At 59.6% G+C, this 15,958-nt stretch carries 15 protein-coding genes and 2 tRNA genes; 6 read left to right on the forward strand and 11 right to left on the reverse strand.

What is annotated here, in order from left to right; translation table 11 throughout:
• Positions 1 to 28: 28 nt before the first annotated feature.
• From AC1D02_RS13850 to AC1D02_RS13875, 6 genes are all read right to left on the reverse strand, one after another.
• A complete protein-coding gene (locus tag AC1D02_RS13850) occupies positions 29 to 373 on the reverse strand; it encodes a hypothetical protein (protein WP_477317759.1) in 345 nt (114 codons plus the stop codon).
• Positions 370 to 1,971: a MutS-related protein gene (locus tag AC1D02_RS13855; RefSeq protein ID WP_477317761.1), complete on the reverse strand. Its 1,602-nt coding sequence runs from the start codon at positions 1,969 to 1,971 to the stop codon at positions 370 to 372. The genes AC1D02_RS13850 and AC1D02_RS13855 overlap by 4 nt, the downstream gene beginning before the upstream one ends.
• Before the next feature lie 93 nt (positions 1,972 to 2,064).
• A complete protein-coding gene (locus AC1D02_RS13860) occupies positions 2,065 to 4,401 on the reverse strand; it encodes a putative bifunctional diguanylate cyclase/phosphodiesterase (protein ID WP_477317763.1) in 2,337 nt (778 codons plus the stop codon).
• Positions 4,402 to 4,550: 149 nt separating this feature from the next.
• Positions 4,551 to 4,928, reverse strand: coding sequence for a CHAP domain-containing protein (locus tag AC1D02_RS13865; RefSeq protein ID WP_477317765.1), 378 nt, complete (start codon positions 4,926 to 4,928; stop codon positions 4,551 to 4,553).
• A 928-nt stretch (positions 4,929 to 5,856) separates the two neighbouring features.
• On the reverse strand, positions 5,857 to 6,120 hold the full coding sequence (locus AC1D02_RS13870) for a hypothetical protein (RefSeq protein ID WP_477317767.1): 264 nt from the start codon (positions 6,118 to 6,120) through the stop codon (positions 5,857 to 5,859).
• 54 nt (positions 6,121 to 6,174) lie between these two features.
• Positions 6,175 to 7,863 carry an ATP-binding protein gene (locus tag AC1D02_RS13875; RefSeq protein WP_477317769.1) on the reverse strand — a complete coding sequence of 563 codons (1,689 nt, stop codon included), beginning with the start codon at positions 7,861 to 7,863 and terminating at the stop codon, positions 6,175 to 6,177.
• Positions 7,864 to 8,119: 256 nt separating this feature from the next.
• On the opposite strand from AC1D02_RS13875, the gene AC1D02_RS13880 reads away from it, so the two are divergent.
• A complete protein-coding gene (locus tag AC1D02_RS13880) occupies positions 8,120 to 8,752 on the forward strand; it encodes a DUF6088 family protein (RefSeq protein WP_477317771.1) in 633 nt (210 codons plus the stop codon).
• A gap of 1 nt (position 8,753) precedes the next feature.
• The gene (locus tag AC1D02_RS13885) at positions 8,754 to 9,773 is read left to right on the forward strand and encodes a nucleotidyl transferase AbiEii/AbiGii toxin family protein (protein WP_477317773.1); all 1,020 of its coding nucleotides are present in this window, start codon (positions 8,754 to 8,756) and stop codon (positions 9,771 to 9,773) included.
• A 64-nt stretch (positions 9,774 to 9,837) separates the two neighbouring features.
• Here AC1D02_RS13885 and AC1D02_RS13890 read toward each other — a convergent pair whose 3' ends face one another.
• Both AC1D02_RS13890 and mobQ read right to left on the reverse strand, forming a co-directional pair.
• Positions 9,838 to 10,491: a hypothetical protein gene (locus AC1D02_RS13890; RefSeq protein WP_477317775.1), complete on the reverse strand. Its 654-nt coding sequence runs from the start codon at positions 10,489 to 10,491 to the stop codon at positions 9,838 to 9,840.
• A gap of 49 nt (positions 10,492 to 10,540) precedes the next feature.
• Positions 10,541 to 11,806, reverse strand: coding sequence for a MobQ family relaxase (mobQ, locus tag AC1D02_RS13895; RefSeq protein ID WP_477317777.1), 1,266 nt, complete (start codon positions 11,804 to 11,806; stop codon positions 10,541 to 10,543).
• A 117-nt stretch (positions 11,807 to 11,923) separates the two neighbouring features.
• Between mobQ and AC1D02_RS13900 the strand changes: the two genes are divergently transcribed.
• The 4 genes from AC1D02_RS13900 (at position 11,924) to AC1D02_RS13915 (ending at position 14,220) form a co-directional block, all read left to right on the forward strand.
• Positions 11,924 to 12,262, forward strand: coding sequence for a mobilization protein (locus tag AC1D02_RS13900; RefSeq protein ID WP_477317779.1), 339 nt, complete (start codon positions 11,924 to 11,926; stop codon positions 12,260 to 12,262).
• 45 nt (positions 12,263 to 12,307) lie between these two features.
• Entirely contained in the window at positions 12,308 to 12,574 is a 267-nt protein-coding gene (locus tag AC1D02_RS13905) for a hypothetical protein (RefSeq protein WP_477317781.1), read from the forward strand.
• A 371-nt stretch (positions 12,575 to 12,945) separates the two neighbouring features.
• Positions 12,946 to 13,146: a DUF4224 domain-containing protein gene (locus AC1D02_RS13910; RefSeq protein WP_477317783.1), complete on the forward strand. Its 201-nt coding sequence runs from the start codon at positions 12,946 to 12,948 to the stop codon at positions 13,144 to 13,146.
• Positions 13,147 to 13,191: 45 nt separating this feature from the next.
• Positions 13,192 to 14,220 carry a tyrosine-type recombinase/integrase gene (locus AC1D02_RS13915; protein WP_477317785.1) on the forward strand — a complete coding sequence of 343 codons (1,029 nt, stop codon included), beginning with the start codon at positions 13,192 to 13,194 and terminating at the stop codon, positions 14,218 to 14,220.
• A gap of 89 nt (positions 14,221 to 14,309) precedes the next feature.
• On the opposite strand, the gene AC1D02_RS13920 is transcribed toward AC1D02_RS13915, so the two are convergent.
• The 3 genes from AC1D02_RS13920 to glmM form a co-directional block, all read right to left on the reverse strand.
• Positions 14,310 to 14,386, reverse strand: a tRNA-Arg gene (locus AC1D02_RS13920).
• 82 nt (positions 14,387 to 14,468) lie between these two features.
• A tRNA-Pro gene (locus AC1D02_RS13925) sits at positions 14,469 to 14,545 on the reverse strand.
• A gap of 56 nt (positions 14,546 to 14,601) precedes the next feature.
• Positions 14,602 to 15,939, reverse strand: a complete 1,338-nt coding sequence (glmM, locus tag AC1D02_RS13930; protein WP_477317787.1) for a phosphoglucosamine mutase — start codon at positions 15,937 to 15,939, stop codon at positions 14,602 to 14,604.
• Positions 15,940 to 15,958 lie beyond the last annotated feature (19 nt).

Below are 15,958 nucleotides of genomic sequence, written 5' to 3' on the forward strand. Positions count from 1 at the left end.
GCGCACATCAAACCTTCGGCAAATGAGGTCAGCGCCGCGTGCGCGTGCGCGCCGCCTTGCAGCCGTCGATCCAATCGCGTCCGCCGGCCTGCAGCGCTGCGTCGATCACTTCCCGCGGCAGGCTGTAGACCGACGCCCAGGCCGCGCGCCCGTCGACGGTATTGGTCGGAAAATCGCTGCGCTCGATCGGCCAGCCGTACTTGCGCACCAGCGCGCGAATGACGGTGTTTAGCGTGATCTTGCGATGCTCGAACAGGCTCTCGACGCCGGTCATGTCGTCCGATGCCAGCAGCACGGCCAGGGTCTGCGCGCGCAGCGAGGTGCCCATGGTCGGGAAACGCCCCGGCGCCGGCGTCTTCTGGCGGCCGCTCATGCGCGCTTCAATTCGACGGCGCCGGCGTGCAGCACGCCGCGGCCGCCATCGGGCTGCGCCAGGTAGGCGCCGAGCCAGTCGGCCACCTTTGCCGCCTTCGCTTCGATAGCGGCGCCGAAGCCGCCTTGCGCCAGCAGCGCGATGCCGTTGGTGCGCGCCAGCACGCCGGGCGACAGGGTCAGCGCGCCATCGGCGCCGGCTGCGACGCAGAACGGCGCGAGCCGGTGTTCCAGCAGCGAGGCCAGCACCAGGTTGTGCGACGAAACGATCACCGTGCCGTGCTGCGCCAGCTCGTCGAGCACGGCCGCTGCGGCCGATACCGACTCCAGATGGTTCGTGCCGCGGAAGATTTCGTCGATCAGGCAGACGATCCGCTGCGGGCCCTCGGCGGCCGCGAGCAGCTCTCGCGCGCGCTGCAGCTCGGCGATGTACAGGCTCTCGCCGCCCAGCATCGAGTCCTCGCTCTGCATGCTGGCCAACACCGGCAGCATCGGCACGCTGGCGCCGGTGGCGTAGCAGAAGCCGAAAGCGCGCGCGGCCAGCAGGTTCAGGCCGATCGTGCGCAGCAAGGTGCTCTTGCCGACGCCGTTCTGGCCCGAGATGAACGCGCCCCGTCCGTGCAGCGCGATGGTCAGCGCGGACGGCCGCTCCAGCAAGGGATGCACCGCCTGCTCGATGACGATGTCGCCATCGCTGCGCCCGGCCCAGCAGGTTTGTCCCGCCTCCAGCAGGTGGGCGGCCAGCGCGAGGTCGGCTTCGACGCCGGCGACGCGCAGGTAGCAGTCGCGCAGGAACTCGCGATGCAGTCCGACGATGGCGATGCCCGAGAAGTAATGCTTGACGTTGGCCAGCATGAACCAGTCGCGGTACTCGCGCATGCCGGGAACGCTGTCCAGAACCGGGCGGGAAAGACTGCGATTGATCTTGCCGGCGAGCGCGCGGTCGCGCGCCAGGTCACGCAGCAGCGGGTGATCGATCGCGCCGAGCAGGCTGGCGCTGCGCAGAAGCATCTGCAGCGCGTTGATCGCGCGCGCCCACGCCGCCATGCGATCGTGAAAGCGCATGTGGATCGCGAGCAGGTGGTAGACGAAAAAGCCCGCGGCCAGCCAGGCCATTGGCGACAGCATGACGGCGGCCACCGACGCCGCCAGGCCGGCGCCAAGCAGCCATCCGTGCGCGGCCCATTTGGAGACCGCCGGCAGGGCATCCTCGAACAGCAGCGTGGCGATATCGGTGTCGGCGTGGCGCGCCGGCTTGCAGGCCTGGCGCAGGGTCGCCAGCTGCTCAGGGTGGCGTGTTAGGAGGCGCAGGCGTTGGGCCAGCGCGTCGCGCGCGGCGTCGTCCTGGCCATCGCGCAGGATGCGGTAGATGAACTGCTTGCCGAAGATGCTGACCTGTTCCGTCAGGCGCGCGAAGTACGTCTCCAGCAGCATGCCTTCCCAAGTCGGCTGGTCGACGGCCGCGTGGCCCGGGCCGCCCGCAATCCGATGCAGCTGGGCGATGTCGCTGGGCGCAAAGGGGTAATCGACCGGTTCCGGCTGGTGAACCGAAACCAGCGAGTTCAGGAAAGCGGACACTTTTTGGACCAATGCGGACATGCAGGCTTTCTACAATGTATGTTCTAGAAACATTTTACTGTAGAAACCCGCCGCCGCGGCGGGGTCAGGTTCGGCGAACCTGCCCCCCATTTTTCAGGCAGTGTTGGTCTGGCCCAGGCAATCCAGCAGTTCGGCTAGCGGCATCGGCCGGCCGAACAGGTAGCCCTGCATGCCGGGCGCGCCGTTGGCGGCCAGGAAGCTGGCCTGCTCCGCGGTCTCGACGCCTTCCGCGACGACGCGCAGGCCCAGGTGCGCGGCCATCGCCAGGATCGACTGCACGATCGCCGTGCCGTTCGGGTCGCCCGGCGTGTCGCGGATGAAACTGCGGTCGATCTTCAGTTCGAACAGCGGCATGCGCTTCAAGTAGGACAGGTTGGAGTAACCGGTGCCGAAATCGTCGATCGACAGGCGGATGCCGAGCGCCGCCAGTTCATGCATGCGGCCGATCGTTTCGTCCATGTTCTCGACCAGCAGGCCCTCGGTGACTTCGAAAATCAGCTGGTCGGCCGGCGCCCCGGTTTCGTCGATGATCGCCCGCACCTTGTCGACGAAGTCGGCCTCGCGGAATTGCGGCGGGCTGACGTTGACAGAGATCGGCAGGCGATGGCCGGCCTGCGCCAGCCTCAAGCTCGCCAGGCAGGCTTCGCGCAACGCGAACTGGCCCAGCTTCACGATCAAGCCGCTCTCTTCGGCCACCGGAATGAACACGTCGGGCGCAATCATCGTGCCGTCGGCGCGGCGCCAGCGCATCAGCATCTCGGCGCCGACCGGCACGCCAGCGCTGTTGACCTGCACTTGCATGTGCATCGACAGCTCGCCCTTGTCGAGCGCGGCGGCGAGGTCGCGTTCGAGCGTCAGGCGGCGCTCCATCTCGGCCTGCATGGTCGATTCGAAGAACGCAACGCCATTCCTGCCGTCGGACTTGGCGCGGTACATCGCGGTGTCGGCCTCCCGCAGCAAGTCGTGCACCGTCTGGCCGGGTTTCGGCAGCAGCGTCACGCCGATGCTGGCCGACGAATTGTAGGTCTGGCCGTCGATCTCGAAGCCTTCGGTGATGGTCTGGCGAATCTTTTCGGCGACCACCATCGCCGCTTCGGCGGCGCTGTCGCCGTCGTGGCCCAGCTGGCCAAGCAGCACCACGAACTCGTCGCCGCCGATGCGCGCCACGGTGTCGCCCCTGCGCACCACCAGCAGTAGGCGTGCTGCGGCGTTCTTCAGCATCGCGTCGCCGATCGCATGGCCACGCGCATCGTTGATGTACTTGAAGTGATCGAGGTCGATGAACATCACCGCGCCGAAGCCGGCGCCGGCTTGCGCGTTCGCCAGCAGCTTGTCGAGCCGGTCCATCAACAGGCGGCGGTTCGGCAGGCCGGTCAGGACGTCGAAAAACGCCAGGCGGTGGATCCGGCTTTCCGATTTCTTGCGTTCAGTGATGTCGCGACCGACTGCGACCCAATGCGTGTATTCGCCGCCTTCGCCGGCAAAAGGCATCAGCTCCAGTTCTACCCAATACGACGTGCCCATTTTTGTGTAGTACTGAAGTTCGCCCGACACCGCGTCGGTGCGCGCGACGGCGCTGGCGATGCGCTGGACTTCGGCCGCACTGGAGTCGCGGCCCAGCAGCATGCGCCAGCTTTGGCCGATCACTTCCTCGCGCGAGTATCCGGTACGGCGCAGAAAGGCGTCGTTGACGAAAATGATCGGCTGAACCGCACCTGGCTCGAGCACCACGCGCGCGATCACCACCATGTCGTTCAGGCGCGCCACCGCGGCGGCAGTCAAGCTCAATTCCGCATTCAGCGCACGCAGTTTGTCTTGCCCGTGCTGCAGAGTGACCGCGTTGTCGCGCAAGGCGTTGAGCGAGCGGGCCAGGCGCTGCAGCAGAATCGAGCACGACAGCGTAATGACCGCGCTGATGAACAGGTAATTCACGGCAATCATCGCCGACGGCATCAAGCCTTGCCCCTCCTCGCCGGGCAGGTGAAGGTTCGACAGGCCGCCGTAGGTGAGGAGAAAAATCGTCAGCGCGGACAGGAAGAGCATTCCCAGCGCCGGCCAGGTGCCCAGCAGGACGGCGGCCAGCACCGGGCCGGCAACCATATAGATTTGGCTGACGGGGCCAACCGACAGCATCAGGCCGACGCCGATCATGAATACGATCGCAAGGAAGTTCAGCACGCGGGTGGTGTAAGCAAGCGTCTTGCGCGCCCACACGGCGCTGATCCAGCCGAGCGCGACGACGTCCATCACCACGACCGGCCACCTACCCTCTTTTATCAGGAGGAACATGCTCGGTACGGCAGTGAGCGCTCCCAGCACCAGCACGATGGACAGCAAGGACGAGAAAATCTGCGTGCGCCAATGCGCAATGTTGTCGGACGTTTCCAGAATAGTACCTTTTGATCTCGCGGCCACAACGCGATAGGGCACCTGGGAAGTCGAAGGATTGGTGCAAGGCAACAGGATAGATGGTTACGGGGCGCATGTCACCAACCATCGCCAGGGGTGTGGCCGCTGAGAAACAAAGGATTCAATAAGACAAATTCTCGTCGCATCCGCACGACGCAAGCATGTGACGATTAAATCCGGTAAACGGTGCTGGGCGGCTTCTCCTTGCGATACGCCGGCCCGGGCCAGAACGCCGCCTGCACGAAGTCGGAGATCCAGTTCTTGCCGTCGAAGGCCTGGATATGGCCGTGCGGACAGGTGGAAGTGGGCTGGATCACCGCGACATCGCCCTTCTCCGGGACGAACGCGTCGATGCTTGCGAGCTCGAGCGGCTGGAATCCGTTGAGCAGCAGGAGCGGTCCCCAATCCTTGGCGCTGACCGGATGGCCGGTGGTGTCGGCGCCCCCGCTTTCCAGCGCCTGCCGCACGTACTTGGCGCACATGCCCTTGCCGAAACCGCTGACTGCGCACGCGCGCAGGTGGGTGGCGAATTTGCTGACGTCAACCATGACAATTCCCCTTTGTTATTGCGCCCGCTAACCCGGGCCGATAAGAGAATTGTTGTTTATTTGCTTACGGATCCGTCTGATCGGGATCATGAAGCGGGGCCGGATTATTGCCGCGTACCTCGGCAATAGTTTCCCGTCGTATCTTTTGTACTATTCGTCCTACGCCGCCACGCGAAACATTCTGATTCAAAAGTCACTATTAGCAACCTAACATGAAGTCTCCGCTCAGGTAGAGCGGTACGAAAACCAGACCCAAGGAGACTCTAAATGGCAACTCAAGACAACAGCAAGAGTGGTAGCAGCGGTTCCAGCGATTCTCGGCAGTCAGGATCGCATGGTTCTAGCGGATCGGGCAGCGGCAGTTCTGGCGGAACCCAAGGCGGCACGCGCGAGCAGCACGCCGAAGCAGGACGCCAGTCCCACAAAAACGACGATAGCTCGTCCCGCCAGTCCGGCTCGGGCGGAAGCGGGTCCAGCGGTAGCAGCGGCAGCAAGAGCAGCGACAGCAAAGGGAGCCGCTAGGCGTCGAGCAGCATAACTTCAGGGAATCGTGAAATTAGGACGGCGTGTAGCCGTCCTTTTTTTCGTCAGAAGGAGCAGCGTACATACCGCTTGCATGGACGGTGTAAGCCCCGCTTTAGCACTACAGCGGATGTTGAAGTAGCCCTACTGCTTAGTGGCCTGCCCAACAGGAATCGAACCTGTGACCCTCAGCTTAGAAGTCAGTAGTCTGGATCCCGTTCTTCATAGGAGAAACAGTGTTTTTTTAGTTCCGCAAATGACAAAATGATAAGTCAGGCTGTGCCCCGCGAATTTTCTCCATACAACCCATTTGCGGAACTAAAAACGATGGCTACGGTTCAGTTCGTCGCTATCATTGCGACGCCGAATTAGCATTTATCAATCAGTATCACCATTCTGGAATGCCTTACCTTGCAAAAGGAATTGCACGGTCATGAACACGTCCACACGACTCGCACTTTACATATTCGCGCCCATCCATGCGAACAGGTTGATAAACAAACTTCTGCGGGTGCTTTCCGTCCGAATAGTCCTTGACGAATTCTGTCACGCCACACACAGTGCATTTAATGTGCATGTTATGCCCAGCATATTGAACAAATACGTGGCCAATGTGCGATCCCACTTCCATTGCTGCTTTCGCCGCTCTTATCATATCCTGATCGTGCATATTGCATTCCTCCTGAATACGTGGGATGAGCAAATACGTTTCTTATCCAAATCGCTAAATTACGGACGAGGAGGTGCGAGGACGAAATTCTATTTTTAGCTTTTCACTTAAATACTGCTTCATCACATACACTTCTATTCGATGTGCCGCGCGAGGATTTTCTAGAAAATAGCGTGTATAGTCGTCAGCATCCCTGGGCGGGACTATTTGCATTTTTCGCCCCTCTTTATTGACGTCAACTAGACTATCGTCATGTTTTATATCGGTATCCCAACACACCACGCTATGCAAATTTTGAAACGAATGATTAAAGCCTTTACTTAGCGTCTTCTTAAATTCAACGTAGAATAGTTTCGAATTCACGATGGGTGTGGTGTCGTCACCCTTCGCAATTACGTCAATGCCATCATGCGTATCGTAATCCACAATAAAAAAGGGAAACAGTCCTTTTTCGATTTGAGAAAGCATCAGAAATAAGGAAAGAACTCCGCTTTCGCGATCCGGCTCCACCAGCGTTAATCCCTTGTAAGAAGCAACATTGGACCTGTTAACCTTTCCGATTCTATAGCTGAATTGTTTCTTTTCTCTCTCGGTGGATTGATAGCTAGCCGCTTCGTCTTCCAACCATTCCATGTGCGTCCAAACATCGCTTCCGACAATCTCATCGTAAATTCGCTGGACAGCGTCCTTAATATCGTCCAATACCTCGGACGGAGTATTGTCTACGGAGCCACGATTTGCCGTCAAACGTAAATCTTGGCAATTGAGAAAAGCGTGAAATTTAGTGTACTCGGACCCTTTGAAGGTTATCCACTCGTTTTTCCTCTGGACCGGAATAAAGTCTTTACATAGCCATAATCCGTAACGTTCTTGGATTGTATATGAACCCGCCGGAGCCGAATAGCCAGTTCGGCGAAGCATTTCATTATATTCATATTTCTTATTTCTACCCTCTACGCAAAAAACCGCCTCGTAGTGTATCTCTGGAAAATTCTTCAGAGTTCCCCTTCTGACGATTTTCTTCACATAGTAATCGGGAGCCCTTGTAACAAATTGATCAAACAATTTATTGATATCGACACTGTCTTCCGGAAAAAAATGCCCTTGCCTAATTTGTTCCCACGCATCTGAGCCCAGACCCTTCAACATCAACTGAACTGGACGGGCGTCAGAGGTCGAGGAAGCAATAGCCCCGTGCTTGGTAAACCAAGCGATATAGTCTTTTAAGATCGGATGGGTGAATCTATCGCGGCGATTATTGTTATAACCTAGCAAGGTGATTACCGTGCCTTTTTCCACATCTGAAGTTGAAATATCATCAACAGTTACCGTCGGGATTTCACGATTGTGTAGTTTGGTGAACGGCTCCAACATTACTGCGTGGTGTGCGCTTTGACCATCGGATGTTTCTAATTCCACTCGCCGACTGTTAAAATACACCTTGGTGCCGTGGCCTTTTTCACCAATCGTTGATGGATCGTCGCGACGAGAAGAATTTCCCAAATCGAAAAAATTTTGCAAGCCTTGTGCGCTCATACCCGAGCCGTTATCTTTCAGGACAATGCGCAATACGGCCTCGCCCGCCTGTTTAATTACATCAAACGAGATCCAAATTTCGTTTGCACCCGCATCGTATGCGTTACTTATCGCTTCCCGGACCAAATCAAGAGGATTCGAAAAGTCGTTTGCAATTTCGATAAATTCCTGCGTTGCGTCTACAGTCGGAGTCAGTACAAATCCCATACATTTCCTTAAAGGCTCGTCAAAGAGTAGAGTTGAAATTTTGCGCAGACTTCGGTCTGTCGTCATGCATGTTGGCATGGAAATGGCAGTATTGCAATATTATCGGGAAGAAATTTTTGACAGATAGCGTCGGCATTCCTACGCTTTAGGTTCGATATGAACTTCAACATGCGACAACCTGCCGCTACGCAATTCACCTTGTCAGAAAAACGCGGTATAATTTCTGACATGAGGACTCCGAGGTTCGAATCTTAAAATGGCTACAAAGTCTAAAGCGACACGCCAGACCAACGTAGACACCGCTGTTCGCGCCTGTATCGGCACGGCCGATACAGGGCGGATCTTTAGCGCCAACGATTTTGCTGCCCTGGGAAGTAGACCCGCTATTGACAAAGTACTTTCGCGTCTGGCCGCTAGCGGCGAGCTTCGACGTATAAAGCGAGGTTTGTACGACCGCCCGCGTAATCATGCCTTGCTCGGGCCGTTACTGCCTAACGCCGCGGGAATTGCCGAGGCGCTCGCCGAAAAAGGGAGCTTACGTTTGCAACCGTCCGGCGCCTATGCGGCGAACCTCTTGGGTCTTTCCGATCAGGTTCCGATGAAGCTGGTTTTCCTGACGGACGGCGCTTCCCGCACCGTGCAGATCGGTAACCAGACCATCATGCTCAAACATACGACACCGCGCAACATGGCCACTGCCGGAAAGATAAGCGGCCTGGTCATACAAGCGCTGCGCTATTTGAAGGAATCCAACATCGACGCGCAAATGCTAGACCAGCTGCGCAATCGGCTGTCCGCGGAGGACAAAGCCATATTGCTCGCCGACGCCACGCTCGCGCCGGCCTGGGTCGCTGATCTCATGCGTACGATCGCACGCCAGGAGGATTGAGGTGCCCCAGTTCCTTGAACTTTCATCTGATGATCAGCGATTGACGATCGAGCAGACGGCCGCGCGCAATGGCTGGGCGCCATCGAGCGTCGAGAAGGACTTCTGGGTCTGCTGGGCGCTGCAACAACTATTTGCCATGCCGGACCTAGCGCCCCACCTGACCTTCAAAGGTGGCACATCGCTCTCCAAGGCATGGGGGCTGATCGACAGGTTCTCTGAGGACATAGACCTGACAACCGGCCGGGATGCACTAGGCTTTGGCGGCGCCAACAGCCCCGAGCAAGCGCCGAGTGCGAAGCAGCGTTCCAAGCGCCTCAAGGCGCTCAAGACCGCCTGCAGCGCCTACGTCCGCGATGTGTTGCTTCCGCATTTACAGCAACATTTCGCCGAACGTTTGGGTGTAACGGGATGGACCCTGCAGGTCGATCCCGACGATCCCGATAAACAAACGCTGCTGTTTGCCTACCCAGCCCTGTTCCAGCCGCAGCAATCTGGCTATTTGCGGCCTGTCGTAAAAATGGAATTCGGCGCGCGATCGGATCCTTGGCCCGCGGAAGCAAGGACAGTCCGTCCAGTGATCGCTGATTACTTTCCTCAAGCGGTCGAGGGTTCCGCGACGGTGGTTCATGCACTCGCGCCAGAACGCACCTTCTGGGAAAAGGCAATGCTGCTGCACGAGGAAACTTACCGCCCAGCTGACAAAGTTCGCCGGCCGCGGATGGCACGGCATTATTACGATCTCTTCCGGCTGATCGAACAAGGCGTGGGCGAACGTGCCGGCGGCGACAAAGACTTGTTCGACCAGGTAGCGGCGCACCGCGAGGTGTTTTTTCCCCAGACATGGGTAGACTACACCGCACTGAAAGCTGGGAAACTTCGCTTGTTACCGCTGCCCGAGCAGGAACCTAGCTGGCGCTCCGACTACGCCGCGATGCAAGGCGAAATGTTCAGCACGACACCGCCGGAATTCGATGCCGTGCTTGCCAGCATCGGGACGTTCTCTGCACACCTCAAGCTGTGAAGTTGCGCCAACGTTGCTGCCTCCTCGCGTCCATGCCGCCAGCATCGATAGCCGGACCGCCGCCTTAATATCCCTTCAGCACAAAATAGTCACTGCCCTCCCCGTACGCCGTCCGCTTGTCTACCCGCACGCACAAGCGAGGGATACTTCCGCATGTTTCGAGCTTAGCGCGCCCTCCTCGCTTCGCCCATTCTTCCGACTGCGAACGCAATTGCGCCACTTCAGCCTTCAGCTCGTCACGTTCCTCCATCAGGTTCCGGATTTCGTGGCGCTGCCATTCGGTGTGAACCACACCCGCCGACCACACGGCGATAAGGACCGCCCCTGTGCACGCCCCAGCAAGGCAGATCCATTGCCACGAAAGGCGCGCCATCGCAACGCCCAGCCGGGTCTGCGCTTCGAACGCCATCGTGGCCGAGTTATCCAGTCGTTTAAGGAAGGGGCGCGTCGCGGCGTCAAAAGCACCCGCCACGGCATGCGAGCTATCGTTGATGGATCGCGCCATGGCCACCCTGACGGCATCGCTGGCGGCCGTCTCCATCGCCCTGACGGCATTGTCGGCAGTGCGGGTCAGTTCGCGCAACTGCTTTGAATGGGCGGCACTTTGCTCCCCAAGCGCCTGACGTTCTGAAGCCAGGGCTTCGACCGCAGCCCGCACCGCCGCTTGATGCTCCTCGGCGATCGCCATCAAGCCAAATAGCTGCTCCTGCTTATCCATGTCCTTCCTTCCATTCGACGATTTGATCTGACCTGGGCGCAACGGCGACTCAACGCTCCATCGATGGCCCGCGCTTTGGTACACGTCCCGGATGCGGCTTCTCCTGGGCAGCCAGTCGCTGTCGCTCAAGCTCTTTCGCCCTTGCTTCGTTTCGAGCTCGCTCGGTCTGCTCCTTGCGCTCCTGTTCTGCCTTGAAGTCGAGGAATGCTTTTAGCGCCTCCTGCTTGCGTGTCTCCGCGTCGCGTCGCTGTGCCGCTTGCGCTCGGAAGGCATCGACGCCGGCGCGCGCAGTCCCCTGCATTCCGTGCACGATGTCACGATCACGCTTAGCGGCAGCCAGGTCCGCGCTGGTGTCGATGATCGCGCGGTGGATCTGCGCCGCCTCACGTTCGAGCTCGCCCAATGCGCGCGCACGTTCGAGTCGTTCGTTCACTTCGGCGGCCACCCGCATCGACACCGCACTCGACACACCACGGCGTGCCATGCCCGCCACTGCGGGTCCCATGTGGCTGCTCGGGATACGGTCGATTCCTTGCGCTTCGAGGCTGCGGTGATCGACACGCACCGAATGCCCCGCACGCTCCAGGGCCATATTGGTCAACTCGGCCCAGCGGACACGTTCGCGGTCGGCCATATTCGGCAAGCGATGCTTTTGGCAAAAAATCGGATCGAGCTCGGCCGCCTTCTTCCCCAGCGCGCCGTCCGCCGCGACTGCGCACGCAGACAACATGATGTGCGCGTGATGATTACGCTCATCCCCTGTGCGGCTCGGCGCATGGATCGCAACATCGGCGGCGACTCCGTAGCGCTCGACCAGCTCTCGCGCGAATTCGATCGTCAGCGCGCGCCGCTCGGCCGGCGTCAATTCATCGGGCAGTGCAACCTCGACCTCGCGCGACAGAACGGCATCACCGCGCTTGTGGTGCAGCTCGACCGCGTTCCAAAATTCGGCGCGGCCGGGCTGCAGTTCGCCAGGCAGGATTAGCTCTGTGTGCTCGACGCCACGCTTGCGCGTGAAGTCGTGGATCAGGCCTGTACGCTCATCGAGAATTTTCTCAGCGGCGCGATAGGCGGCCGCGCCGGTCGCGCTGCGCCCGGCTGAGCGGCCAATCACCTTCACCGATAAGTGGTATAGCGACATGAGATTGCGGTTGCGGTTGCGGTTGCGGTTGCGGTTGCGGTTGCGGTTGCGGTTGCGGTTGCGGTTGCGGTTGCGGTTGCGGTTGCGGTTGCGGTTGCGGTTGCGGTTGCGGTTGATTCTGCTGTTGACCTGTCGCGCAGCGACCGCACGCAAGCCACCGAAGGGGGATTGCACTAAGTGCGCCCTTGCTGTTCGCTTCGGGGTCGCGCATCGGGCGTGAACCGCCCTTGCGGTACCTCATCGGCTGCTCAGCCGCTGTCGGCTTTAATTGGCTCAACCGTGGAGAAGCTTATGGATACCATTGAAGGTCGTATTGAGGCAGCCAAGAAAAAGCTCAAACAGCTGACTGCGCAGAAGCAGCAGCTGGAAGCGCGCAAACGGACCGAGGAAACGAAACGCAAGCGCACCGACGATACTCGCCGCAAGATTCTCATCGGCGCTGCCATCCTGGCCAAGGTCGAGCGCGGTGAATGGCCACAGGCCAGGCTTCTCGACATGTTGAACCTGACGTTGACTCGGCCGGACGACCGAGCCTTGTTCGATCTGCCCCATCCAGCGAATGCAACGAGTCCTGCACCGGCCGCGCCAACGCCCCCAAGTTCAGATCCCCAGACTCAGTCGCTCTTCTGATCGCGCAGCATCTTTCTCGCACTTTTTGGATACCCAGGAGCATTCATGGAAAATGACCTGCCCGATCACGCATCCGTCGATCCGCTGCGGCTGCCGCAAGCGACGGATGACAACGGGGAGCGACGCCTCCAATTGACACTCAGTAGCCGCGCTGATTTAGCAATCGATCGATTAGCTCGTCTTCACCAGATCGGCCGACGCGACGTTATCGAGCGCCTGGTGCTCGCAGCCGACGAACGCGTCACCACGCGGATGGACATCGACTCCGATGAGTGGGCTCACTACTTCGGAGTCGGTGTCGTTAGGCTGTAACGGAGCGCCCATCTCGTCGCCGCTCAAGCGGCGCATAGAAACGCTGCCGCCTGTGGGTCGCGCCACGCTTTCGACGGGCTACGGAGTTGGCCGCCCGCGGCCAAGGCCTACCGGCCCGGCTCCTACCGTCGAACTTCGCCTGCGGCGAAGATCGCTACTGGCGCTCGATCACGCCATCCCCACGCTTCGGACGGATAGCCTTCAAGATGGGCTTAAGTTGGCTTTTAGATCGAGGCCAGCACAGTCTTGAAGATTGACATAAAACCAATCAAACAATGCAGGAAACATCAAAATGTAGAGCTAAGCGAGCCCGACAATCCCAGTCGGCTCCATGAACTTCCACCCATCCGCGTAATCGAATCGATAAAACGATGAGCAACATGTTCCTGGCTCGTGATGAAGTCGCCATCCTCACGGGACGCAAGACTAAGCGACACCAGATCGACGCCCTTCGCCGAATGGGAGTGGTCTACTTCGTCAATGCGACCGGGCATCCGATCGTGACTCGTGCGGCGATCGAGGGGAAAACCGACCTCGCTCCGCCGAAACGGGCTTGGTCACCGAAACCTTAATCCGCGCGGCGTTTCGAACCAGGCGACAAAGCCGGAGGTAACGCCATGGAAAAATCACGAATCAGGCAGCATCAACTGCCGCCTCACATGCGCAAGCGCGAGCGCAAATACGGCACCTACTACTACCTCGACACCGGCGCCTTGCCCCGCGTCGAGATCCCTCTCGGTAAAGACTATGTAACGGCGCTGCGGAAATACGCGGAACTACAAGCATTTCCGGAGTCCAACCGCATCCACACGTTTGGCGAAGCAATCCAACGCTACCGCGTGCAGGAGTTACCCAAGAAGTCCCCCAACACGATCCGGGTAATGACGACCGACCTCAACTACCTTGATGCCTATTTCGGCGACGCGCCGTTGGATGAGATCCGGCCGATGCACATACGAATGTTCCTCGACAAGCATCACGACAAGCCGACAACAGCAAATCGCTGCAAGCGCGTGTTCTCGGCGGTGTGGAATGTCGCGCGTGGTTGGGGCTACATCGACAGTCCCACCCCAACCAGCGGGATCGTCGGCTACAGCCTGGGCAAGCGCGACGTCTATGTAACCGATCAGATTTTCAATGCCGTATGGAATGAAGCCACCGGCGAATTACGCAACGCGATGGACCTTGCCTACCTAACCGGCCAGCGTCCTTCCGACGCGCTCCGAATGAATGAGAACGATCTCGTCGACGGGCATCTCGTCGTTAATCAAGGAAAGACCGGAAAAAAACTTCGTATCGTCATTTCGGGTGAGTTGGCCGAACTGCTGAATCGAATAGCGGAGCAGAAGGATGCTTTCGACACCGACCACCTTCAACTGCTCATCAATAAGCGCGGCGCCCCATTAACTCCCCAGGTTCTTCGCAATTTATTCAAACGCGCGAAAAAGGCTGCGATCGAAAAGAATCCAGCACTGGCGGAAGCGGTCAAGAATTTCTGGTTTTATGATTTGCGGGCTAAGGCTGCCGATGATGTCGGCGACGAGCGCGGCGCCCAAGATGCCACCGACTTGCTCGGCCATGACAGTCAGCGAACGACCAGCAGGCACTACCGTAGAAGGGGGAAAATTGTGAGGCCGACGCGGTAATGAGGAACTAAGAAGCCGATTTGCGGAACTAAACGTGCCGCAAGGAAGCCACCTCATCCTCTGAAACCCGCATGGATACTAGCTTTGACTGGCCTGCCCAACAGGAATCGAACCTGTGACCCTCAGCTTAGAAGGCTGATGCTCTATCCAACTGAGCTATGGGCAGTCTGAGATGCGGTGCAAGCGGAAATTCTTGCACGCAATGGAAAACGGGCCGTCATTTTCATGACAGCCCGTCTTTAAAACTGTGGTCGGAGTACAAGGATTCGAACCTTGGACCCCCTGGTCCCAAACCAGGTGCGCTACCGGGCTGCGCCACACTCCGAAGACGACATAATACCTCTTTGCGCCGCCTCCGTCAATGTGACACGCAACTTTCCCTTAGGCCGCGACCTTGTCGGCAATCCGCTGCGCCATGCTGGCCGCGACCTCGGCATCCTTCGCCTCGACCATCACGCGGATCAGCGGCTCGGTGCCCGACGCGCGGATCAGCACCCTGCCCGTCTCTCCGAGTTCGCGCTCCACCGCTTCCTTCTCGGCCACCATGGCGGCGTTCTGGGTCCAGTCGAAACCAGGCGCCACTTTCAGGTTGATCAGCGTCTGCGGGTACAGGGTCAGCTCGCCGCAGCAGGCCGCCAGCGACTTGCCGCTGCGCTTGAGCGCCGACAGCACCTGCAGCGCGGACACGATGCCATCGCCGGTGGTGTGCTTGTCCAGCGCGAGCAAGTGGCCCGAGCCTTCGCCGCCCAGCAGCCAGCCGCGCTCCTGCATCACTTCGAGCACGTAGCGGTCGCCCACCTTGGCGCGCGCGAAGCCGATGCCGAGTTCCTTGAACTTGACCTCGAGCGCCATGTTGGTCATCAAGGTGCCGACGGCGCCCGCCACCGGGCCGGTCGCCATGCGGTCGCGCACCATCATGTAGAGCAGCTCGTCGCCGTTGTACAGGCGCCCTTCCGAGTCGCACATGATCAGGCGGTCGGCGTCGCCGTCGAGCGCGATGCCCAGGTCCGCCTTGTGCTCGACCACCGCCGCCGACAGCGCTTTCGGCGCGGTGGCGCCGAAGCCGGCGTTGATGTTGAAGCCGTCCGGCGTGGCGCCGATCGCGATCACTTCGGCGCCCAGCTCGTGGAACACCGGCGGCGCGATCTGGTAGGCGGCGCCGTGCGCGCAGTCGACCACGATCTTCAAGCCTTTCAGGTCCAGCTCGTTCGGGAAGGTGCCCTTGCAGAATTCGATGTAACGTCCCTGGGCGTCGAACAGGCGCTTGGCGCGGCCCAGTTTCTGCGGCTCCACGCATTCCATCGGCTCGTCGATCGCCGCTTCGATGGCCAGCTCGACCGCGTCCGGCAACTTGGTGCCGTGCTCGGAGAAGAACTTGATGCCGTTGTCCTGGAATGGGTTGTGCGACGCCGAAATCACCACGCCGGCCGACAGGCGTAGCGCGCGCGTCAGGTAGGCGATGGCCGGCGTCGGCATCGGGCCGGCCAGCATCACGTCCACGCCCGCGGCCGCGAAGCCCGCTTCCAGCGCCGCTTCCAGCATGTAGCCGGAAATACGCGTGTCCTTGCCGATCAGCACTGTCGGACGCCCACTCGCGCCCAGGGTCTTGGCAAGCACCTTGCCGGCGGCGTAGCCCAGGCGCATCACGAAATCCGGCGTGATCGGCGCCACGCCGACCAGTCCGCGAACACCATCGGTACCAAAATATTTGCGGCCCATATCACTCTCTTTTTATGTG

This window comes from Massilia sp. P1_C10 (genome assembly GCF_056406475.1).

Bases quoted from the DNA above. Each gene is read 5' to 3' on its own strand.
- AC1D02_RS13850 (WP_477317759.1), bottom strand. From the start codon at position 373: ATGAGCGGCCGCCAGAAGACGCCGGCGCCGGGGCGTTTCCCGACCATG.
- AC1D02_RS13855 (WP_477317761.1), bottom strand. From the start codon at position 1,971: ATGTCCGCATTGGTCCAAAAAGTGTCCGCTTTCCTGAACTCGCTGGTT.
- AC1D02_RS13865 (WP_477317765.1), bottom strand. From the start codon at position 4,928: ATGGTTGACGTCAGCAAATTCGCCACCCACCTGCGCGCGTGCGCAGTC.
- AC1D02_RS13870 (WP_477317767.1), bottom strand. From the start codon at position 6,120: ATGCACGATCAGGATATGATAAGAGCGGCGAAAGCAGCAATGGAAGTG.
- AC1D02_RS13875 (WP_477317769.1), bottom strand. From the start codon at position 7,863: ATGGGATTTGTACTGACTCCGACTGTAGACGCAACGCAGGAATTTATC.
- AC1D02_RS13880 (WP_477317771.1), top strand. From the start codon at position 8,120: ATGGCTACAAAGTCTAAAGCGACACGCCAGACCAACGTAGACACCGCT.
- AC1D02_RS13890 (WP_477317775.1), bottom strand. From the start codon at position 10,491: ATGGATAAGCAGGAGCAGCTATTTGGCTTGATGGCGATCGCCGAGGAG.
- AC1D02_RS13900 (WP_477317779.1), top strand. From the start codon at position 11,924: ATGGATACCATTGAAGGTCGTATTGAGGCAGCCAAGAAAAAGCTCAAA.
- AC1D02_RS13905 (WP_477317781.1), top strand. From the start codon at position 12,308: ATGGAAAATGACCTGCCCGATCACGCATCCGTCGATCCGCTGCGGCTG.
- AC1D02_RS13910 (WP_477317783.1), top strand. From the start codon at position 12,946: ATGAGCAACATGTTCCTGGCTCGTGATGAAGTCGCCATCCTCACGGGA.
- AC1D02_RS13915 (WP_477317785.1), top strand. From the start codon at position 13,192: ATGGAAAAATCACGAATCAGGCAGCATCAACTGCCGCCTCACATGCGC.
- glmM (WP_477317787.1), bottom strand. From the start codon at position 15,939: ATGGGCCGCAAATATTTTGGTACCGATGGTGTTCGCGGACTGGTCGGC.